This is a genomic window from Eubacterium maltosivorans, from assembly GCF_002441855.2.
GTDB lineage: Bacteria > Bacillota > Clostridia > Eubacteriales > Eubacteriaceae > Eubacterium > Eubacterium maltosivorans.
In genome coordinates, this window is sequence record NZ_CP029487.1 from 2,237,633 (window position 1) to 2,258,261 (window position 20,629).

A 20,629-nucleotide genomic window follows, 5' to 3' on the forward strand; every position below is an offset into this window, starting at 1 on the left:
TCATATGACATATATGACAAAGCGCGGACTGATTAAAAACTTATTTTAAATTTTAATGTAATTATAATATTTCAATATTTTACTTAAAAATAGTAAATAAAATAAACTATCTTCAAAAGGCTTTATTGCCCCCCTGTTTTTTCCTGTCATATGACTCCGCGCCTTGACGTATGTGTCGTATGAAAACATACACTTATTTTTTCTACACTTTTACCAATTAAAAATCCTGTGCTTCTTCTGTACTTGTTTTGAACAAAGCCGGATTGACATGGTACTCCGTAAAGGTGCGCTTGCCGTTAGTCATCTCCTGCTGCCGGCAATAGCCATAATCCTCTAAAATGTTCAGATAAGGCTCCAGATCCTCGGCCTTTTTCTGTCCAAAGCTGCTGATACGGTGGAGTTCCCGTCGCGTGAAGCGTTCGATCCCCTGTGCCTTCAGCAGCGTCACAATCCGTTTACACACCGCCATATTCGGATCCTCGCCGGTACCCTGGCTGTAGATAATCCGCGCGTACTCGCTAAAATATTTGGCCAGCTTATAGGCCTTGTCCACAGTCTCATGGGACACCGGGGTCTCCATGATGGCGTCGGGGTGGGCGGCGCAGTGGAGGATGCCCACCAGGCGCAGCATCTCGCCGCCGAGCTTGCTCCCCCAGTCCCTTATATCCTTCATGTCGCCCTTCAGGCGGCGCTCGAACAGGGTCTCGTAGGCCATGTAGGCCATCTGGGCGCTGTCCTTGAGCTCAAGCTGCTTTGGCTTTGGCTCAAGGGTGATGTAATTATCGGCGTACAGGCTGTAGACGGCGTTGTAGTAATCGGCGTCGATTTTGGGGTCCATGGCCCGGGCGGTCTCGATGTTGCGATCACCCACCTTGGTTTTGGGCATGGTGTAGAGAAACCGGGCGTTCATGCCCCGGCCGCGCATGACCATATCGCCCATGATGGTGTCGATGATGATGGGCTGGACCATGAGCAGAATGCTCAAGTTGCTGGCGGACAGAAGCACCGGATCCCGCCCCACGCGGTGGGTTTTGGAGCTGCCGCCGGTGTGGCCCTTGAGCAGGGCGCCCAGGGTGTGCTGGCCGCCGGTATACAGGCCCATCATGTTGGCGAAGAGGTCGCCCTCGTCGGACATGATGATCATGCGGCCGCCGTTGCGGGCCAGCTCCTGCTCCAGGGCGGCGTTGGTGGTGTCGTCCATATACAGGCAGGGCGGGCATTTTTTCTGGAAAAAGGCGATCTTTTCCTTGAGCTCGAGCATGGTTTCCTTGAGGGCTTCCCGCTCTGACGCATCCTTGCATCTTTTGTACTGGCTCTTGGCCGTCTTAAATGCCTCCTCTGCCAGCTCCTGCTCCAGCTCGTCATCAAACTGATGCTTCTGGTACTCTTTCCAGAGCTTTTGCTCGTAATCCTTGATGGGGCGCACGACCTCGTCGTAGACGCTGGATTTCCGCTCGCCGGGGTCGGCCACCACCAGGGTGTACAGGCCCAGCGGCACCGTAAACTTATCCTTTGCGCTGATCTCGTACCGCTTTTGCAGGCAGCCGCCCAGCAGGGCCAGCACGGACACGCCCACCATGTCCACCGGCACCTGCAGGCTCTCGGCCAGGGCTTCGGTATAGCGGGCGTACACGGGCGGCAGGGCGTTTACCGGGAAGGCGGGGCGCTCGATCTCCTCGGTCAGGGGGCTCAGGCGTCCCCACTCGGTGCGCACGGTCCCCGTCTCGGCGTACTCCTTCATGCGCTCCTCATAGTGTTCATAATCCTCCAGAGCCCAGCCTTTGCCCGGGTCGCAGAGGAACTCGCCCCATTTCAGCCGGAAATCGGGATAATAGCGGACGGTTTCGTCAACTGTGGTCTGGGCGGCCTGCTCTTCCTTGGTGAGGGCTCGGTCCTCGCCGGTCTCGGGGTCGATGGCGCCGATGGTCACACTTGTAACCCGGTGGGTATGCTTGATGTAGGGCTTTCCGGGCTCCCGGTCCTTTTCCTCCACGGCCAGGGCCTCGTTAATCTTCTCCAGGCTTTCTTCCAGGGCCTTGGCCTGTTCGGGCTGCAGGGCCCGGTTGTTTGTGTCGTCGTTGTTCATGGTCACTCCTTTAATATTCGTGTCGATAAATGTCATTATAAAACGGTAAAAAGAAGATTTTTTAATGGAGAATGCAGCATTTTGTTCCTGTCATTTTCCATTCTCAATTTTCCATTAGAAAACCGCCTCTTGCTTTGTCTCTGCCAATACCTCTCAATATCAGCCCTCTCCTTCCCTTACAGGTAGCTTTTAAGCAGGTTTATCAGAGCCTCACGGCTCAGGGTCAGGTCGCTGTCGGGCAGGTAGTCGAAGAAATCGGTAAAGGCTTCGCAGATACCGGGCTCGTCGATGAAGACCGCGTTCAGCTGCCGGCTGTCCTCGCTGAAACGCTGGACGATCACCTGCTGCTCATCGGCCTTGATGATCTCCACATTCAGCGGCGTCCTGAATTTGTCGGAATCGACTAGGGTGAAGGCGGTCTCCCCGCCCTCGACGGCGGCCAGGATCTCCCGCAGGAAGTCTTTCCGCTCCTCTGGGCGGCAGCACCGCACCACGCTCTCTGGGAAGTAGCAGATCCGTCCGGTTTCCATGAAGGCGCTCAGGCCCTCGGGGGAGAAGAAGGACCGGCTCAGGGGCTTCTCGCCGCGGTGATAGGGGCCGTAGACCTCGCCCGCCAGCGCGCAGACGGCCTCCCGCCCGGGGATGTCTGGCTGTACCAGGGCCTCGATGCGCGGGCCGCTCAGGCAGAGGCTCAGGCAGGGGTGGGGCTCCAGGCTGGCGTCGCCCAGGTTTTCCCGGGTCCAGCCGTACATGTCCTCGATGTGCTCGGCCCTGCGGGTAAGCTTTGGCAGGCCCCGGCAGAGGCGGTCCGCTGCTTGCTGGTAGAAGTCCACGATGGACGCGTCGTCGTACAGAATGGCGGTTTTAAAGCTTCTGGACAGCTTTAGCACATGGCGGTTGGTGATGATGAAATAGGGCAGGAAGGTGGTCACGGCCTGGGCAGGGTCTGCATTCGTATAGGAATAGTATGGGTGGTAGCCGTCGCGGCCGCACAGGCTGAAGGACAGGATGTACTGCAGGTGGCGCAGGTTTTTCTGGATGGCGTCGTTGCGGCTGGTTTCTTTCTCCAGGTAGATAAAATGCTCGATGTCCACTGTGCCGGCCGCGCACACAAAGGCGTTGTACAGGTACTCGTAGACGAACTGGTGGTCGAAATCCAGGGCGATGGCCAGGTGCGGGGCCTCTCTGTGGTAGATCTCGTCGTTGATTACATCGATGATCACGCTGTTGATGTCGTTTTTGCCCTCGATGACCTGTGTCCCGCGGTCTAATGCGGGAAAGGCCTTGTACTCCCGGCCGCTGACGTCCTCGGTGGGGGCGTAGGTATTGCCGGCCAGCTCCTCGACGAGGCGCTTGACGCTGTTGCGCCGGTAGTAGACCTTATCGCCGATTTTGGCCATTTTAAAGAGATCGTCCAGTTCTCTTTTTTCAAAGGGGGTCAGGGACAGGGCGCGGCAGAGCTTTTTATAGAAATCGGCGCTGGGCACGCGTTCCCCAACCATGACCTTATGGATGGTGGAGCGGTCGATCCTGGCTTTTTTAGAAAGCTGATAAATGGAAAATCCCGTTGCTTCCACGAAGGTGGTGAGGCGTTCACTGAATTGTGACATGGGCTTTCTCCTTTCAGACGTGAATTTTAAGATTAATAGAAATATTATATATTTATTTTTAATAAAATACAATGCTAATATTTTCATATATAAGATATTTTTTTGCAAACGATTTTCAAAGCGGCTAAAAAAATACTGCCAATGGCAGTATTTTCACCAAACAGTTTAAAACCGGAAAATTTGGAGCAGTCCGGCGTGACGCCGCGGAGCAGCCGTTGGCGTCTCGAAATAAACTGTAGAGATTGGACATTGTTTACCGATCTGTGGCGTGCACAGCACCGAAATCTGATTTCATCATATCAGAGTTTTGCGGGGATTTCAATATGTGGCAAAAAGTGTGGCAAGGATATTTTGCAATTTTAAAGATTATTGACAGGATTTTTACAAAAAAAAGCATCCGCAAAACCTGTCCTCTTGCCTAATTTTCTTTTCATTCAAGTGTTTCAGCCCGAAAATGATTGATTCTTAAATAAAAATTAAAGCGCTGTGGGCCGCCAATGGATTTTCTTCCAGATGCCCTGCGCGCTCGGTGCTCTTACCTCGCAGCTTCGACGGCTCTGCTTAAAATGTGCCGGATTCTTTCTCAATGAGACCGTAGGCGCAGCTCGGTAAAGCACCGAGCGCGCACGCTTAAGAGGATAGAAAATCCATTGGCGCCTCAGCTCCCCGGCAGTCCGGCCCGTATCGCGGCGATACCCTTTAAAAAAATGAAAATGGAGAATGAAAAATGGAAAATTTGGGAGCGCTTTCGCCTCTGGCTCAAGCGATTGGGCAGTAGGGAACCACGCCCCCGTGGTTCCGCGCCAGCAAAAGGGTTCAACAATTTTCCATTTTCAACTTTCCATTAAAAAAAGAGGTACGGTCTGTTTCAGACCCTACCTCTCATACGGTTGACAAAGTCAGTCATAAGCTATAAAATGAAAACTTAAAGCGATGAAGTTAATCATTGATCGTTGCAGAACGCTTCCGCCCAGGGCTCAAGCAATTAAAACGTGGCCGTAGGCCGCATAAAATCAAATCTGCCTGTGGCAGATTTGCACCTGAACTTTCAACTATCCACTTTCAACCTTCAACTAAACAGTTCTCTTTTTAGCGCTTTGTCTCTTAACATTAACGTTTATCTACACTCTGAGCGGTACGGTCTGTTTCAGACCCTACCTCTCATACGGTATCTTTATTTGGCTTTGCGGGCAACCACCTTTTTAGCCGCTTCGACGATGGCGTTAGTGGTCAGGTTGTATTTTTCAAGCAGCTCCAGCGCTTTGCCGGACTGGCCGAACTGATCCATCACGCCGACCTTTTCAACCGGTGCGGGTGTGGTTTCTGCCAGGACTTCGCAGACTGCGCCTGCCAGGCCGCCGATGATGCTGTGTTCTTCAGCTGTAACGATGGCGCCGGTTTCTTTGGCGGCTGCTTCGATGGCTTCGCGGTCGATGGGTTTGATGGAGCCCATGTTCAGGACGCGGGCGGAGATGCCTTCTGCCTTTAAAGCGTCAGCGGCTTCCAGAGCCTTTTCAACCATTAAGCCCATGGCCATGATGGTCAGGTCGTGGCCTTCTTTTAGGGTCACTGCCTTGCCAACTTCAAATTCATAATCGTCGTCAAAGATCACGTTGGTGTCCAGGCGGCCTAAGCGGATGTAGACCGGGCCATCGATGGCAACGGCGGCGTCCATCATGCGCTGTGTTTCAGTGGCGTCTGCCGGAACCAGAACCGTCATGTTTGGAACCGCACGCATCAGAGCGACGTCTTCCACGGACTGGTGGGAGCCGCCGTCCTCGCCAACGGAGATCCCCGCATGGGTCAGGGCGATCTTCACGTTCAGCTTTGGATAGCAGATGCTGTTGCGGATGATTTCAAAGGCACGGCCAGCGCCGAAAATGGCAAAGGTGCTGGCAAAGGGGATCTTGCCCGTGGTGGCTAAGCCTGCGGACATGCCCATGAGGTCGGCTTCCGCGATACCGGCGTTAAAATGACGTTCTGGCATCACCTTTTTAAATTCAGAGGTTTTGGTCGCGCCGGATAAATCCGCGTCCAAAACGACAATATCTTTATTTTTTTCAGCGAGTACTGCTAAATATTCGCCGTACGCCTGTCTTGTTGATTTTTTACTCATGATTAATCCTCCAGTTCTTTCAGTGCAATTTCAACCTGTTCCGCGTTTGGTCCCTTACCGTGCCAGCCGGCATTGTTTTCCATGTAGGAAACGCCCTTGCCTTTAACGGTTTTGCAGACTAAAACAGAAGGCTTGCCCTGGCAGGCATAAGCTTTTTCAAGGCCTTCGCGCAGTTCTTCAAAGTCGTTGCCGTCTGCGATGTTGATGACATTCCAGCCAAAGGCCGCGAATTTTTCATCAATCGGGTACGGTGACATAACGTCTGTGATTGCGCCGTCGATCTGCAGGTTGTTGTTATCCACAAAGGCGATCAGGTTGTCCAGCTTGTAGTGGGCTGCGGACATGGCTGCTTCCCATACCAGGCCTTCCTGGAGTTCGCCGTCGCCGAGTAACACATAGGTTTTCCAGTCTGCTTTGTCGATTTTTGCGCCCAGCGCCATACCGACAGCAGCGGAGATGCCCTGTCCCAGAGAACCGGTGGACATATCCACACCCGGAATCTTCTTCATGTCCGGATGGCCCTGAAGGATGGCGCCAACCTGACGTAAGTGATCCAGTTCGGATGCGTCAAAGAAGCCCTTCGCTGCCAAGGTTGCGTACAGAACCGGCGCGGCATGGCCCTTTGACAAGACGAAGCGGTCGCGGTCTGCTTTTTTGGGATCCTTTGGATCAACGTTCATCTTTTCAAAATATAACAAGCTCAAAATTTCAACTGCTGATAAAGATCCACCCGGATGACCGGAAGCGGCTTTACCAATCATTTTCACGATATCCCGGCGGATACCTTTTGCTGTTTTTTCTAAGTTTTCCATATGTTACTCCTTCTAATTTATTTTAGTTGAGAGTTGATAATTGATAGTTGACAGTTAAAGAACAAATTTGCTCTGCAAATTTGATTTAAATCAAAATCGCCTGCGATTTTGTTCAATAACGATTCACTATCCACTCTCCACTCTCAACTGACTCACTAATTATTCATTGAAATTCTTAAACCCCGCGCCCAGCACTTCCTGGGTATCGGCCAGGGTCACAAAGGCGCCCGGGTCAATCTCATAGATGATGCTCTTGAGCTTCGCGATCTGATTCCTGTAGACAATGCAGTAAACCACATCTTTGCTCTGGCCCGAATACGCGCCGTAGGCGTGAAAAATCGTGGCGCTCTTGTTGAGATCCATCCGGATGCGCTCGCAGATTTCCGGGCTCTTGTCTGAGACAATGTTGGCTGCCTTGGCGTAATTGTTGCCCGCGATGACAAAATCCATGACCTGTGTGTATAAAAACAGGACGATGATGGAATAGAGCATGATCGAGATGTTTTTAAAGGCGATCCCCGCAAAAATGACAACGCAGAAATCAATGCACATGATCCAGGTGCTCAGGGTCAGGCGTCTGGTCAGCTTGTGGAGCATCCGGGCCAGCAGGTCTGTCCCGCCGCCGGAGCCGCCCATGCGGTACAGCACGCCCATGCCGACCCCGTAAAGGACGCCGGCGAAAATACTGGCCAGAAGGACGTCGTCTGAGAAGGGCGGTATCACACCCGCCATCACATCGACCAGAACCCCGTAGGCCAGGGTGCAGACAAAGCTCTTGAGGCCAACGCTTTTGCCCAGCACCTTGAGCGAGATCAGCTGTGTGGCCACAGAGAACACAAAGGTAACCGTCCCAACCGGCAGCCCTGTCACATAGTAGAGCACTGTGGCCAGCCCGCTGAAGCCCCCGGGCGCCAGCTTGTTGGGAATCATGAACATATTGGCAGCCAGCGCTGTCATAAAGGTCCCGAACAGAATGCCCACGTACTCAAAAATGGTACGGGCGACCTTATTATTCTTGATTTTATTATCCATTTCACATCATAAGGCAGTGGATAGTGGATAGTGAATAGTGGATCGTTATTGAACAAAATCGCCTGCGATTTTGATTTGAATCAAATTTGCAGAGCAAATTTGTTCTTCAACTGTCAACTATCAATTATCAACTCTCAACTCTCCTAAATTCCTCCAAAAAATCCATCGTTCAGTATCTCTACCTCCAGATGTTTCTCACCCATAAAATCATAGATGCGGGGAACCCGCTTGTTCACCATGCAGAGCAGCTCGTAGGAGATGGTTCCCAGCTTTTCAGCCAGCTCCTCAACGGGGAGATTTTCCCCGAAAAGTTCTACCTCATCGCCGAGCGAAACGCCCTCAAGGTCCGTAATATCAACCATACACTGGTCCATACAGATATTCCCCACCACTGGCGCGCGCTGCCCGTTAATCCATACCTCCGTACCCTTTCCGGAGAGCATCCGGCTATAACCGTCGGCATAGCCCACTGGCAGTGTCGCAATTTTCCGGTCGCACTCAGCCGTGAACTTTCGTCCATAGCTCACCGAATCGCCCGCGTGAATGGTCTTAATATGGATAATGCTGGTCTTAAAGCTCATGACCGGCTTTAACGCAAGCTTTTCCTTTTTTACCTCATCCGAGGGGTAGTGGCCATAGAGAATGATCCCCGGGCGCACCATGTTAAAGATTGTTTTGTCAAAATCAATGATGGCCGCTGAGTTTTCCACATGCTTGAGCGGAATCTCAACGCCCTTATCGGAAAGCGCCTTGACCACCTGGGCGTAGCGCGTGAGCTGCAAATGCGTAAAGTCCTTATCGCTTTCGTCCGCAGTGGCAAAGTGGGTGTAAAGCCCCTCGATGCGGATACCCGGCATTTCCGCGATCTGCAGAATCGCCTCCACCGCCTCATCCCACCGAAAGCCGATGCGCCCCATACCAGTGTCCACCTTGATGTGAACCGGGTGCACCGAACCCTCAGCCACGCAGTAGTCCGACAGCGCCTGCGCGAACGCGGTCTGATAGACGCCAGGGGTCACGTCCCATTCCACCAGCTCTGGAATCTGGTCGATACCCGTACCGCCCAGGATGAAAATCCCGCAGCGGTCAATGCCCTTCTGGCGCAGGGCGATGGCCTCGTCCAGAAAAGCGACGCCCAGGCAGGGCACGCCCTCGTCCTGTAAAAGCTCGGCCACATCCACGCCATGGCCGTAGGCATCCGCCTTGACCACACCCATGATCCGGGTCTCCGGGCCCGCTGCTTTTCTGATCTGCTCAAGGTTAAAGAGCAGGTTCTCAAGCTTGATCTCCGCCCAGGTAGGCCGGTGGGCGGGAACTTCATTGAAATCATCAAAAAGATCCAAGGGAAACACCTTCTGTCTTTAGTAATTTTTAACCATTTCCAGCACCATCTTGGCCGCATTGACCACAGACATCTGGAAATTATTCTGGTAGGTTTCGACCAGATCACCGTCCGCGTTATCTGAGATGGAACGGATCACGATATAGGGAATGCCGTTGACATAGGCTGCCTGGCCGATGGCCGCACCCTCCATCTCCACACAGGCTCCGCCGAAAACCTCGGTCAGCTCCTGCTTGAGCGCCTGGGAGTCTACCCCCAGGTCAGCGGTCATCACACGGCCCACCAGAGCTGCCGCTCCGACCTTGGCCGCCGCGTCCTTGGCCAGCCTGATCAGCCGCTCGTCGGCCGGGAAAAAGGTAATGTCCATGTTCGGGATCTCGCCTCTGGGATGACCAAAGGCAGAGCCATCCATGTCATACTGGACCGAATCTCTGGAGATCACAATGTCTCCCACGCTCAGGCCTTTGGCCACAGCGCCGCCCACACCCACGTTGATCACACAGCTCACGTCAAAAAGGTCGACCAGCGCCTGGGTGCACAGCGCCGCGTTAACCTTGCCCACACCGCACATCACAGCCACCACCGGCTTGCCGTAAAGCAAACCCTTATAGAAGGTCATTCCCGCCTTCTCACTGGTCTCGACCTGTGTCATATTGTTTTTAATGTCCCGCACTTCATCCTTCAGTGCCGCAATGATTCCAATCATAATTTTGATCTCCAATTTAATTTAGTTGCTTATTGATTCATTTATTAGAAATTCACAGGCAAAGAGTTTATAGTTTATAGTTTATAGTTGATAGTGGATAGTTAATGTACAAAATCGCGAACGATTTTGATTTAAATCAAATTTGCTTTGCAAATTTGTTCCTAAACTATCAACTATCAATTATCAACTCTCAACTAACAACACGATTGCCTTTGCCGAAATGCCTTCTTTTCGCCCGGTAAAGCCGAGCTTCTCCTCAGTGGTTGCCTTCACGCTGACCTGGTCAATATCAATCCCCAGTGTCCTCGCGATGTTTTCGCGCATGGCTTCAATATAGGGCGCGCATTTCGGCGCCTGGGCCACAATGATGGCGTCGATGTTGCCGACCGCATAGCCCTTTTCCAAAGTAAGCGCGCCCACCTCAGCCAGCAGGCCCATGCTGTCCGCGCCTTTATATTTCTCATCCGTATCCGGAAACCATTTTCCAATGTCACCGAGGGCCAGGGCCCCCAGCATCGCGTCCATAATGGCATGGACTAACACATCCGCGTCCGAATGGCCAAGCAGTCCTGTGGGGTGCTCAATCTCCACCCCGCCAAGGATCAGTTTCCGCCCTTCTGAAAGCTGATGCACATCATAACCGAGTCCAACTCGAAAAGGATTCATAGGTTTACCTCCACGAATGTCTGTCATTATTATTGATAAAACCGACGGGGCAGACCTGCCCTTTCACCCTGAAAAAGCAGTGCTCCCGATAGCTGAATCTTATCATATTCTAAAAGATTTGCATAGAGAATCCCTGAACAAAAATTCATGTAATCCTATGCAAATTTACGGTTTTTCCGAAAATTCAAGAATGTGCTCATTATGTTTAATTAAGTAAAAATAGTATCGTTATCTATCCGGTAACAGCGGGTTTAGCTGTTGACAATTTTTACAAAATTAAAGGCATTCCCGTCGATCACTCAGCGGATTTCATCCTCCTCCGAGAATTCCTTATATACCCGGTAAGGCTTGGTAATCACACGGTAAGGCAGTGAACGCAAGAAGCCGTTAAGGTCTGCCTCCATTTCCTTCGTCATCCGCTTCGGCTTCGACATTACCCGGGAAATAAAATCATCTTTGTAGTGCTCTTTGACATATTCCTGGTTAATCTGAATGCCAATTCCACAGTTCTTACAGGTTATCTTATGGATCTGTCCGTCCAGATAATCAATCTCATGCTCGGTTTCCTTATCACAGTTCATGCAAAATAAATAAGCATCAACCTTACTGCTCTTTGCCATTTCACGCCTCCATTCTGTTGTCCCACCGGGACTTTTATGGCTCTATTATACCATAAATCGGAAAAACCTTCACCGCCGCCAATACGAATTAATGAATAATTAATAAATAAGAATTGAAAAGAACAAATGCGAAAATGGGCGTGGTGTGTGAAAATTGACGTCAAAGTACGTCGCGTTTCACACCGCACCTAAAAAACAACCCGTATCGCAACGATACGGGTTCAGAGTGTAGACAAATGTTACCATGAACAGACAGAGCGTTAAAGAGATGTCTGTTAATGCAGAATGGAGAATGGAAAATGGAAAATTGTCGAACCCTTTTGCCGGTGCAAAAGCGATTAAGACAGCGGCCTGCGGCCGCAATTCCAATCAAAATGCGTAGCATTTTGTTCCTGTAATTCTCCATTCTCCATTTTCAATTTTCCATTAAGACAGCTTCTTGCTTTTGCTTTACCGCATCACCCTAAAGTTTCATCTACCCCGCTACAATATCCCGAACACACTCCCCGGCGATCATCAGCCCGGCCACTGAGGGCACAAAGCTCACGCTGCCCGGCGGGGTGCATTTAAGCGCTGGCACTTCCTTTGAGTAGAGCACTTTCAGCTTTCTGACGCCCCGGGCCTTCAGCTCCCGGCGCATGACCTTTGCCAGGGGGCAGACCGAGGTTTTGCAAATGTCGGTGATCTCAAAACAAGAGGGGTCCAGCTTGTTGCCAGTACCCATGCTTGAAAGAATGGGAATCCCCTTTTCCTGACACGCGCAGATCAGGGCCAGCTTGGCGGTGACCATGTCGATGGCGTCGATGACGTAATCATAGGTTTCCAGCTCAAAATCCCCGGCGTTCTCCGGCAAAAAGCACTGGTGCAGCGGGAGGATCTCTGCCGCCGGGTTAATGTCCCTCAGCCGCTCCGCGGCCACCTCCACCTTAACACGGCCGACGGTCGAATGCAGGGCGATGAGCTGACGGTTGAGATTGGTGATATCCACCACATCCTTGTCCACCAGGGTCAGGCTGCCCACACCTGCCCGGATGAGCGCCTCAGCGGTAAAGGACCCCACGCCGCCCACGCCAAACAGGATCACCCGGGCGCGCTGTAACTGATTAAGGCCCTCGTCACCAAGGACAAGGGCCGTTCGGTCAAACTGTGTTGCCATTACATTCTTTCCGGCGCTTCAATGCCCAGAATCCCCAGGACATTGGCCAGCACCTGCTTGGTTCCCTTGATCAGGGCCAGGCGGGCTTTCATGAGCCCGGTATCCTCCACGCGCACGCGGCAGGCGTTGTAAAAGCTGTGGAACGCAGAGGCCAGATCCATGGCGTAATGGGTGATCCGACTCGGGTCCATCTTTTCCTCAGCCACGATGATCTCATTGGGCAGGGTCGACAGCATATTCAGCAGGGTAAGTTCTTCCTTTTCCCTGAGCAGGGTCAGGTTAGCCGGCCCTTCAGCGTCTTTGTCCTCTGCCATCTGGCGCAGGATGCTGCAGATGCGGGCATGGGCGTACTGAACATAGAACACCGGGTTCTCATTGGACTGCTCGATGGCCAGATCCAGGTCAAAATCCAGATGGCTGTCCGGTGAGCGCATGTTAAACAGGAAGCGGGCAGCGTCGCGGCCAACCTCCTCGATGAGGTCCGTCAGGGTGATCATCTCGCCCTTACGCTTGGACATGCGGGCGATTTCGCCGTCGCGCATGAGGCGCACCAGCTGCATGATGACAATTTCCAGATGATCCGGGTTCACGCCGGCAGCCTGCATGGCCGCCTTTAAACGGGCGATGTGGCCGTGGTGGTCCGCCCCCCAGACATTGACGCAGCGATCAAAGCCGCGGGTCTTAAATTTATTCAGGTGATAAGCGATGTCCCCCATGAAATAGGTGGGCAGACCATTCTGGCGCACCAGGACATCGTCCTTCTCACAGCCGAACTCACTGGTGGTAAACCACAGGGCCCCTTCCTTTTCATAGACCGCGCCGCTGTCCTGTAAGATTTTCAGGGCAGACTCGATGGCTCTCCCATCGTAAAGGCTCTGCTCTGAAAACCAGATGTCATAATGAATGCCGTATTTTTCAAGGTCGGCGTGCATTTTGTTCAGGTTCTTTTCAAGGGCATAGTCGACAAAAACGCCCTTGCGCTCAGCCTCGTCCATGGCCAGATATTTTTTGCAGGCTTGTGCGCCGCCCTCCTGGTCGATGAATTCCTCCATGTGCACCCGGATATCGTTGCCCTGATAGCCGTCCTCCGGGAAAGGAATATCCTCACCCATAAGCTGGCGGAAACGCGCGTCCAGAGAATCCCCGAACTTGGCGATCTGGTTGCCGGCGTCGTTGACATAAAACTCACGGGTCACGTCATAGCCCGTCCACTCCGCGATGGCGGCCAGGATATCTCCGATGGCGCCGCCCCTGGCGTTGCCCATGTGCATTGGGCCTGTCGGGTTGGCGGATATGAACTCAAGGTTGTACTTTTTGCCAGCATTGCCCTCGGTCTTGCCGTAGTTTTCCTGCATGGCTTCAATTTCCAGCAGCACCTCATACACCCAGTCCGCCTTAAGCTTGAAGTTAATAAAGCCCGGTCCGGCGATCTCAACCGCCTCCACGTAGGAATTGTCAATATCCATATGGCGCACGATGCTCTCAGCGATCACACGCGGTGCCTTGTGGGCCTGCTTTGGCAGCTGCATGGCAATGTTGGTGGCGTAGTCGCCGTGCTCGCGCTCACGAGGCACCTCCAGATAGATCTCTGGCAACGCCTCGACGGAAAAGTCGCCGGCTTCCATGGCCGCGTCCACCGATCCCGCGATGAGCCCTTTTATCTGGTTTTCAATTTTTTCTCTGATATACATAATATCCTCCAAAATTCAATGAATAGTTGACAGTTGACAGTGTATAGTTATGGTACAAAATCGCTTTGCAATTTTGCTTTAATCTCAAATTTGCAAAGCAAATTTGTACCCTAACTATCAACTATCCATTATAAACTATCAACTAAAAGGGCGAACCACGTTCGCCCTTTTTTAACCTAATTTTTATAATTACTGATGCGAATGTCCAGCGTATTTTCCGTGTTGGTCATGCCCTCAACCTCGATGGCGTAGTCAACCTTGACATTGACCGGGTCCTTCCGGTCGTTGTAGGCGACGTTCACGCCCTTGGTAAAGATGCCCATGGCAATGTCGCCGTAGGGAGTGGAATAGAGCGTCACATTGCGTTTGCCTTCTTCAAATTCCATGAGGGAGTTTACTGAGCCCAGACGGATCACAGAGATTTTACCGCCCTCCACCTTTACCGTGGTGGTGGTGCCCTCCATGCCGGAGACCTCAGATTCTTTATAGGTCAGACAAGAGATGTTTTTTTCCTTATACATATCGCCTTCGGTTGAAAACTCCATCTTATCCTCATTACGGTGCTGGTCGCTCACGATTCCAGTAATCGAAAGCCATACTTTTTTTCTTTCATCATCTGTCACAACAATCACCTCCGAATCGTTATAAACTTTTCAGGCTGCTGCACAGCAGGAAGCTGCCGCCCGGAGGCGCCTTGCTTCACGCTTTGTACACTTTTAACTTTAGTGTCTCTATTAAATCATTTATGGCTTTATTTTTCAAGGACTTTCTTAAATAATCTGTGATTTAGTTGTTGACACGCTTAACAGAAGCACCCTGGATCAGTTTTTCAACCAGCTCAGCGTAAGAAATGCCCATATTTTCCCACATTTTCGGGTACATGCTGATATTGGTAAAGCCTGGCATGGTGTTGATTTCATTAATATAAATATTGTAGGTGGCGCGGGTCACAAAGAAATCCACACGGCTGAGGCTGCTGCCGTCAATGACCTCAAAGGCCTTGATGGCGTATTCGCGGATTTTCTCGAGCAGAGCGTCGCTGATCTGTGCTGGGATCACGATTTTTGAGTCCTGGTCATCGCTGTATTTCGCTTCATAATCATAAAATTCCTTGGAGGCCACCACTTCACCGGGGATCGCAGCTTTGATCTCGCCGTTTTCTTCCAGAACCGCGCATTCAATTTCGCGGGCGTTCAGGAAGCCTTCGACCACGATTTTATTGTCGTAGCGGAGCGCCTCGTTGACGCCGTCGATAAACTCTTCCTTATTATGCGCCTTGCTGATGCCCACGCTGGAGCCCATGTTGGAGGGCTTGATAAATACCGGGAAGCCACGGCCTGCGATGTCGTCGATGATGCTGTCCGGGTCTTTTTCCCAGTCCTTGCGTTTGAAGTAAACATACGGGCCGACCGGGATACCAGCGCTCTCGAAGAGCATTTTGGAAGCCACCTTGTCCATGCCGGCAGCGGAAGCCAGCACGCCGCAGCCCACATAAGGCTTGTTCATCAGCTCAAAGAGGCCCTGAATGGTGCCGTCCTCGCCCATGGGTCCGTGGAGCACCGGGAAGAACACATCCACATCCTGGATAATGGGATCGTGGAAAATGGAAAAATCGGCGTGGATTTTGTCCGTATCCTGCTCCCAGGAGCCGTCTTTAATATTTTTATAGTCCCCGGTGTAGACCTTCCAGTCACCGTCTTTGGTGATGCCGATCAGGGTAATATCATATTTTTCTTTGTCAATCACTTCAATGACATTGCAGGCTGAGGCGCGTGACACCTCATGTTCACCAGACTGTCCGCCAAATACAATGCCTAAATTAATTTTTTTCTCCATAATGGATTCCTCCTTAATTTTTTGCGTGAGCCACGCCTGCTCTGTCATGACCGACAGGCCATTTTGCAGGAAAAGCTCCGCTGTTATGCCGTTTCCAGGCACCAGTTTTTTATGGAAACTGCCGTCATAGACGCAGCCGCACCCGCAGGAGGGGCTCTTTGCCTTGAGCACCGCCAGCCGCGCGCCCGCCTTCCTGGCAAGGGATAACGCTTTTTGTGCCCCTTTTTCAAAGGCGTTCGTTAAATCTTCATTTTTTACATTATACACTTTCCTTTCCCCTTTGACTACCCTAATTTCACAGGGTTTTCGGGGAATTTCCAGCCCGCCCAGGCATTCCGGGCAAATAGTCACTGCTTTTCCGTCCTCCACCAGCGCTTTAAGCTCCGGCACCAGGTTATCCCGTCCGTCATACCGGCAAGGAACACCGGCGAGACAGGCGCTGATGACGTATGTGGCTTTTTTTACTTTATTTGCTTTCATTTCATACCCTAAAACTTTATCAATTGAGAATTGAGAATGCAGAATGGAGAATTCTGGAACAAATGCGCTCTGCGCATTTGATTTAAATCAAATTGGCAAGGCCAATTTGTTCATATAATTCTCCATTTTCCATTCTTCATTTTCCATTCTCCTTATAAATCCAAGCCCCACGTTTGTAGACCATTTTCATCACCATATCTTTTACCACAATCTCACCGGTTTGAATCACCGTGCCCGCGGCAATGGTAATGCTGTCTTTAAGGGTGGCGCTGTGGCCGATAAAGGTGTGGTCCTTCACCGTAACCTCACGTCCGATATTGACCCGGGCCAGCAGCTCACAGTAGGGCTCGATCCGGCTCATGGCCCCAACGATACTGCCCTCCCCGATGACGGTGTGGGCGCCGATCGACGCGCCAGCCCCCACAATGGCGCCGGCTCCGATATAGGCGCCGGGCTCCACCACCGCGTCCGCTGCCACATAGGCCGCCGGATGGATGACCGCCTGGTAGCAGAGCTCCGGAAAAGCCCTGACCACAGTCTCGCGATTCCTCAGGCTGTCTGCTGCCACGATAAAGCCCCGGCCTCGTCCGCTAAAGCGTTCCGCCTCCTCAAAGCTTCCCAGTACCGGATAGGGAAAATCCTCCGGCGGCGTGTCACCAGTATACAAAAAACCCGTCAGGCTATAATCCGGCCCGCTCAGGGCCTCGGCGATCACCCGGCCGGCAAGGACTGTTCCGATAACAACCATTTCTCTCATTTCCGCACACTTTTCCTTTCCTTCATTTACTTCATTTTACCACACTGGCCGGATAAAAACAAAAGAATCCACCCCCGCAAAGGGATGGATTCTCAAAGTTTAAACAAATATTATCACAAAGCGGCGAAGGGTTAAAGATAGGACTTACAACTAAACACGCCTCTCCCGAGCACTCTGCATCTTTCGTAAAAATTCTATCGGATTCCTCTAGCTGCTGGTGCTGGTTGGCATATAGGGGATCAGGGCCTTGGCCAGCTTATCTACCGGCATACTCTGGAGCACGACCCTGCCAGGGCCGGTCAGTGTTGCGAAGAACAGGCCCTCGCCGCTGAACAAAATGTTTTTAGCGCCCTTTACCTGGGTGACGTCAAAGTGCACCTTTTCCTGGAACACAGCGATGTGCCCCTGATCCACGTTGATGGTCTGCCCTTCCTCAAGGTTGTACTCGATGGTGCTGCCATTGAGCTCAAGGAAAACCAGTCCAGGCCCTGTGAGCTTCTGGAGAATGAAGCCCGCGCCGCCAAAAACGCCAGTCTTGACACTCTTCTTAAAGAAAATGGAAAAATCCACAGATTCCTCAGCCGCCAGAAACGCCGTCTTGGCACAGATAATGGACTGTCCCGCCTCCAGGCGCACTGCCCGGATATTGCCCGGGAAGGACGACGCAAAGGCGATCTTTCCCTTGTCACCCGTACAGGTGTAGGTGGTCAGAAAAAGCGAGTTGCCGCTGAAGCTTCGCTTGATAGCCTTTAAGGCCCCGCCTCTGGTGGTGGTTTCCATGTCAAAGCAGGGGTCCATCCAGGACATGCCGCCGGATTCGGTATAGATCTGCTCGCCCCGGTCCAGCTCAAGCTCTACGACTGGCAGGGTATCGCCGATAATTTCATACTTCATTTTCTACTCCTGTTCTACAATCAAGCCTTAAGCCTCAATGATTTCATTCACAGCTTTTTTCAGAATTTCCATTTTTTCCTCTGCCCGCTCACGGCTCTTGCCTGTGACCGAGTAGTAAACCTTCAGCTTCGGCTCAGTGCCCGAAGGTCTCAGGGCATACCAGGAATTTTCATTAAAGACAAATTTGAGCACGTTGGATTTAGGCAGGTCGATGGCGGATTTCTCCCCACTGGCCAGATCCAGGCTTTCTTTAGACTGGTAGTCGTTGTAGGTCACCAGCTTTTCGTCCGCAAAGGCATCAAAATGGTTGGCGCGGAATTTTTCCATGATGTTTGCAATCTGCTTCTTGCCCTCGATGCCCTCCAGCGTCATGGACTGGATACCCTCGATAAAATAGCCGAATTTCTGGTACAGCCCCTCCAGAGCGTCGTACAGGGTCATGCCCTGTTTCTTATAGTAATCGGCCATCTCACAGACCAGCGCGGAAGCCAGTACCGCGTCCTTATCGCGGGCGTAGTTGCCTGCCAGGTAGCCATAGCTTTCTTCATAGCCAAAGGCAAAGGTCTTTTCGCCAGTCTTCTCATATTCGGTCATGTGTTCGCCGATGTATTTAAAGCCGGTGAGCACATCCACCACCTCAGCCCCGTTCGCTTTGGCCACAATGCCGCCCAGTTCACTGGTGACAATGGTCTTGATGACCACCTTGTTGTCTGGCAGCCCGGTGCGGGTCTTGAGGAAGTAGTCCACCAGCAGCGCGCCGGTCTGGTTACCCGTAAAGACCACAAATTCACCCTCGGCGTTGCGTCCGACCACGCCCACACGGTCGCAGTCCGGGTCGGTGCCGATAATGATGTCCACATCGCTGGCTTCTGGCATTTCCATGGCAATGTTAAACACCGACCGTTCCTCTGGATTCGGGTAAGAAACCGTCGGGAAATTGCCGTCCGGCTGTTCCTGCTCTGCCACCACGGTCACATTCTTATAGCCCAGGTCGTCCAGCACACGGCGCACCGGCACATTGCCGCTGCCGTGGATGGGGGTGTAGATCACCTTTAAGTCGCTGCCCGGGTTAGCCTTTACCACATTTTCGACCGCAGCGGCGTAAGCGTCGTCCACTTCTTTTCCGATGATCTGGATCATGCCGTCCTCAACAGCGGTCTGCATATTGGCCAGCGGAATATCAAAATAATTGTCGATTTTTTCAATTTCAGCCACCAGTTCGTCAGCTGCCGGAGAAACCATCTGGCCGCCGTCGGGGCCATAGACCTTATAGCCGTTGTACTCCTTTGGATTGTGAGAAGCGGTGATGACAATCCCGCCCGCAGCACCCACATGGCGCACTGTGAAGGACAGCACCGGCGTCGGTCTCAGGCTCTCAAACAGGTAGGCCTGAACACCCATGGCCGCCAGCACACGCGCGGCGGTCTGAGCGAATTCAGCCGATTTATTTCTGGAGTCAAAGGCGATGGCGACACCCTTTTCAGCATTCTTAGGGTCTGTCGCCAGCAGGTATTTCCCCAGTCCATAGGTCGCCTTTGCCACAATATAAACGTTCATCCGGTTAATGCCTGCGCCGATCTTACCGCGCATCCCGCCAGTGCCAAACTCCAGGTCCTGATAAAAACGGTCCTCGATTTCACCCTCGTCAGTCATTGCTTCAAGCTCGGCGCGTAAATCCGCGTTCAGCTCCGGATAATCTTTCCATAATTGATATACTTCTTTGTAGCCCATTGTGTTCCTCCTTATATGATTTCGATTGATTGATTTCGGTTACATGATCTTATTATACCCGAAATAATGGTTTGACTCAACAAAAATGCGTGTCAAATTCTGTAAAACTTCTATAAAATTTCCGCAAAAAACAACAGGGAACACGCCGCTCCGGACAGGCGCTTTCGCCCCCTGCTCCAGATCGCGCGTTCCCCATGACGCTTTGGTTTAGTTGTGATGAAAATAATTTTTCAGGTACTCGGTAAAGCGTTCCTCAAGCCCCGGTGTGCGCAGGCCGTACTCAACCGTGGCTTCCAGAAAGCCCAGCTTGTCACCCACATCGTAGCGGCGGCCCTTAAAGTCATAGGCCAGTATGCGCTGCTTTTCGCCCAGGGTTTTCAGACCGTCAGTCAGCTGGATTTCGCCGCCAGCGCCCTTTCCGGTATTTTCCAGAATATCGAAGATGGCCGGGGTGATGATGTAACGGCCCAGGATCGCCAAATTGGAGGGCGCGGTGCCGATGGCCGGTTTTTCAACCATATCGTCCACCTCAAAAATGTCCCCGGTCACAGGCCTGCCGGAGACAATGCCGTATTTGTCCACTTGGTCGTCCGGCACAGTCTGCACGCCGATCACAGAGGCCTGGTACTCGTCAAAGACCTCGATCATCTGTTTTAAGGCAGGCTTTTCCGGGTTGTAGACAATATCGTCCCCCAGCACAACGGCAAAGGGTTCGTCACCCACAAATTCTTTGGCGCAGAGCACTGCGTGGCCCAGTCCCTTGGCTTCCTTCTGGCGCACCGTAAAGATATGGGCCATATTGGTAATGTCCTCAATCATCTTGAGTTCCTCGGTTTTACCCTTCATCTGCAGGTTAAACTCAAGCTCGGGCACATTGTCGAAATGGTTGGTAATGATGTCCTTGTTTCTGCCTGTGATAATCAGCACTTCATCGATGCCGGAATCCACAATCTCCTCAATAATATACTGAATCGTCGGCTTATCCACAATGGGCAGCATTTCCTTTGGCACGGATTTGGTGACAGGCAGAAAACGGGTGCCCAGGCCCGCAGCCGGAATGACCGCTTTTTTTACTTTCATAATTCCTCCTCTGA

Annotated in this window: 17 protein-coding genes and 1 pseudogene; all 18 read right to left on the reverse strand. The window is 52.0% G+C overall.

The genetic code is table 11. The annotated features are described in order from the left end of the window. Positions 1-217: 217 nt before the first annotated feature. The 18 genes and pseudogenes from CPZ25_RS10740 to galU all read right to left on the reverse strand — a co-directional run bounded on the left by CPZ25_RS10740 (position 218) and on the right by galU (position 20,615). Complete coding sequence (locus CPZ25_RS10740) at positions 218-2,086, reverse strand: YfjI family protein (protein ID WP_167495212.1); 1,869 nt, start codon at positions 2,084-2,086, stop codon at positions 218-220. Between the two features lie 176 nt (positions 2,087-2,262). Then, entirely contained in the window at positions 2,263-3,696 is a 1,434-nt protein-coding gene (locus CPZ25_RS10745) for a helix-turn-helix domain-containing protein (RefSeq protein ID WP_096918629.1), read from the reverse strand. 1,174 nt (positions 3,697-4,870) lie between these two features. Next, positions 4,871-5,812 carry a transketolase family protein gene (locus tag CPZ25_RS10750; RefSeq protein WP_096918628.1) on the reverse strand — a complete coding sequence of 314 codons (942 nt, stop codon included), beginning with the start codon at positions 5,810-5,812 and terminating at the stop codon, positions 4,871-4,873. A 2-nt stretch (positions 5,813-5,814) separates the two neighbouring features. Continuing rightward, positions 5,815-6,624, reverse strand: a complete 810-nt coding sequence (locus CPZ25_RS10755) for a transketolase (protein ID WP_058693362.1) — start codon at positions 6,622-6,624, stop codon at positions 5,815-5,817. Between the two features lie 159 nt (positions 6,625-6,783). Then, the gene (locus CPZ25_RS10760) at positions 6,784-7,656 is read right to left on the reverse strand and encodes a YitT family protein (protein WP_074618042.1); all 873 of its coding nucleotides are present in this window, start codon (positions 7,654-7,656) and stop codon (positions 6,784-6,786) included. Between the two features lie 143 nt (positions 7,657-7,799). Continuing rightward, a complete protein-coding gene (gene alr / locus CPZ25_RS10765) occupies positions 7,800-8,999 on the reverse strand; it encodes an alanine racemase (RefSeq protein ID WP_096918627.1) in 1,200 nt (399 codons plus the stop codon). An 18-nt stretch (positions 9,000-9,017) separates the two neighbouring features. Next, on the reverse strand, positions 9,018-9,704 hold the full coding sequence (locus CPZ25_RS10770; RefSeq protein WP_096918626.1) for a 5'-methylthioadenosine/adenosylhomocysteine nucleosidase: 687 nt from the start codon (positions 9,702-9,704) through the stop codon (positions 9,018-9,020). 183 nt (positions 9,705-9,887) lie between these two features. Further along, on the reverse strand, positions 9,888-10,370 hold the full coding sequence (ispF, locus tag CPZ25_RS10775) for a 2-C-methyl-D-erythritol 2,4-cyclodiphosphate synthase (protein WP_096918625.1): 483 nt from the start codon (positions 10,368-10,370) through the stop codon (positions 9,888-9,890). 299 nt (positions 10,371-10,669) lie between these two features. After that, positions 10,670-10,990 (reverse strand): hypothetical protein, encoded by a 321-nt coding sequence (locus CPZ25_RS10780; RefSeq protein ID WP_013382362.1) that lies wholly within the window; start codon positions 10,988-10,990, stop codon positions 10,670-10,672. Between the two features lie 475 nt (positions 10,991-11,465). Continuing rightward, a complete protein-coding gene (locus CPZ25_RS10785; protein WP_096918624.1) occupies positions 11,466-12,146 on the reverse strand; it encodes a tRNA threonylcarbamoyladenosine dehydratase in 681 nt (226 codons plus the stop codon). Continuing rightward, entirely contained in the window at positions 12,146-13,837 is a 1,692-nt protein-coding gene (gene argS / locus CPZ25_RS10790; protein WP_479723749.1) for an arginine--tRNA ligase, read from the reverse strand. Before argS ends, CPZ25_RS10785 begins: the two co-directional genes overlap by 1 nt. Positions 13,838-14,013: 176 nt before the next feature. Further along, entirely contained in the window at positions 14,014-14,460 is a 447-nt protein-coding gene (locus CPZ25_RS10795) for a YwiB family protein (RefSeq protein WP_058693355.1), read from the reverse strand. A gap of 163 nt (positions 14,461-14,623) precedes the next feature. Further along, complete coding sequence (locus tag CPZ25_RS10800; protein ID WP_074618048.1) at positions 14,624-15,673, reverse strand: D-alanine--D-alanine ligase family protein; 1,050 nt, start codon at positions 15,671-15,673, stop codon at positions 14,624-14,626. 48 nt (positions 15,674-15,721) lie between these two features. Continuing rightward, positions 15,722-16,153: pseudogene (locus CPZ25_RS20820) on the reverse strand (2-thiouracil desulfurase family protein); the annotation flags it as partial. A gap of 136 nt (positions 16,154-16,289) precedes the next feature. Next, positions 16,290-16,910: an LbetaH domain-containing protein gene (locus CPZ25_RS10805; RefSeq protein WP_096918622.1), complete on the reverse strand. Its 621-nt coding sequence runs from the start codon at positions 16,908-16,910 to the stop codon at positions 16,290-16,292. Between the two features lie 207 nt (positions 16,911-17,117). Further along, positions 17,118-17,804 (reverse strand): TIGR00266 family protein, encoded by a 687-nt coding sequence (locus CPZ25_RS10810; RefSeq protein ID WP_058693353.1) that lies wholly within the window; start codon positions 17,802-17,804, stop codon positions 17,118-17,120. A gap of 27 nt (positions 17,805-17,831) precedes the next feature. Next, entirely contained in the window at positions 17,832-19,535 is a 1,704-nt protein-coding gene (locus CPZ25_RS10815) for a phospho-sugar mutase (protein WP_058693352.1), read from the reverse strand. A gap of 207 nt (positions 19,536-19,742) precedes the next feature. After that, positions 19,743-20,615, reverse strand: a complete 873-nt coding sequence (gene galU / locus CPZ25_RS10820; protein WP_074618034.1) for a UTP--glucose-1-phosphate uridylyltransferase GalU — start codon at positions 20,613-20,615, stop codon at positions 19,743-19,745. Between the last annotated feature and the right edge of the window lie 14 nt (positions 20,616-20,629).

What these genes read in the sequence shown, in the direction of transcription:
- CPZ25_RS10740 (WP_167495212.1), bottom strand. Translation starts at nt 2,086, where the DNA reads ATGAACAACGACGACACAAACAACCGGGCCCTGCAGCCCGAACAGGCC.
- CPZ25_RS10745 (WP_096918629.1), bottom strand. Translation starts at nt 3,696, where the DNA reads ATGTCACAATTCAGTGAACGCCTCACCACCTTCGTGGAAGCAACGGGA.
- CPZ25_RS10750 (WP_096918628.1), bottom strand. Translation starts at nt 5,812, where the DNA reads ATGAGTAAAAAATCAACAAGACAGGCGTACGGCGAATATTTAGCAGTA.
- CPZ25_RS10805 (WP_096918622.1), bottom strand. Translation starts at nt 16,910, where the DNA reads ATGAGAGAAATGGTTGTTATCGGAACAGTCCTTGCCGGCCGGGTGATC.
- CPZ25_RS10815 (WP_058693352.1), bottom strand. Translation starts at nt 19,535, where the DNA reads ATGGGCTACAAAGAAGTATATCAATTATGGAAAGATTATCCGGAGCTG.
- CPZ25_RS10810 (WP_058693353.1), bottom strand. Translation starts at nt 17,804, where the DNA reads ATGAAGTATGAAATTATCGGCGATACCCTGCCAGTCGTAGAGCTTGAG.
- CPZ25_RS10760 (WP_074618042.1), bottom strand. Translation starts at nt 7,656, where the DNA reads ATGGATAATAAAATCAAGAATAATAAGGTCGCCCGTACCATTTTTGAG.
- CPZ25_RS10780 (WP_013382362.1), bottom strand. Translation starts at nt 10,990, where the DNA reads ATGGCAAAGAGCAGTAAGGTTGATGCTTATTTATTTTGCATGAACTGT.
- CPZ25_RS10785 (WP_096918624.1), bottom strand. Translation starts at nt 12,146, where the DNA reads ATGGCAACACAGTTTGACCGAACGGCCCTTGTCCTTGGTGACGAGGGC.
- galU (WP_074618034.1), bottom strand. Translation starts at nt 20,615, where the DNA reads ATGAAAGTAAAAAAAGCGGTCATTCCGGCTGCGGGCCTGGGCACCCGT.
- ispF (WP_096918625.1), bottom strand. Translation starts at nt 10,370, where the DNA reads ATGAATCCTTTTCGAGTTGGACTCGGTTATGATGTGCATCAGCTTTCA.
- CPZ25_RS10770 (WP_096918626.1), bottom strand. Translation starts at nt 9,704, where the DNA reads ATGATTGGAATCATTGCGGCACTGAAGGATGAAGTGCGGGACATTAAA.
- CPZ25_RS10800 (WP_074618048.1), bottom strand. Translation starts at nt 15,673, where the DNA reads ATGGAGAAAAAAATTAATTTAGGCATTGTATTTGGCGGACAGTCTGGT.
- CPZ25_RS10755 (WP_058693362.1), bottom strand. Translation starts at nt 6,624, where the DNA reads ATGGAAAACTTAGAAAAAACAGCAAAAGGTATCCGCCGGGATATCGTG.
- argS (WP_479723749.1), bottom strand. Translation starts at nt 13,837, where the DNA reads ATGTATATCAGAGAAAAAATTGAAAACCAGATAAAAGGGCTCATCGCG.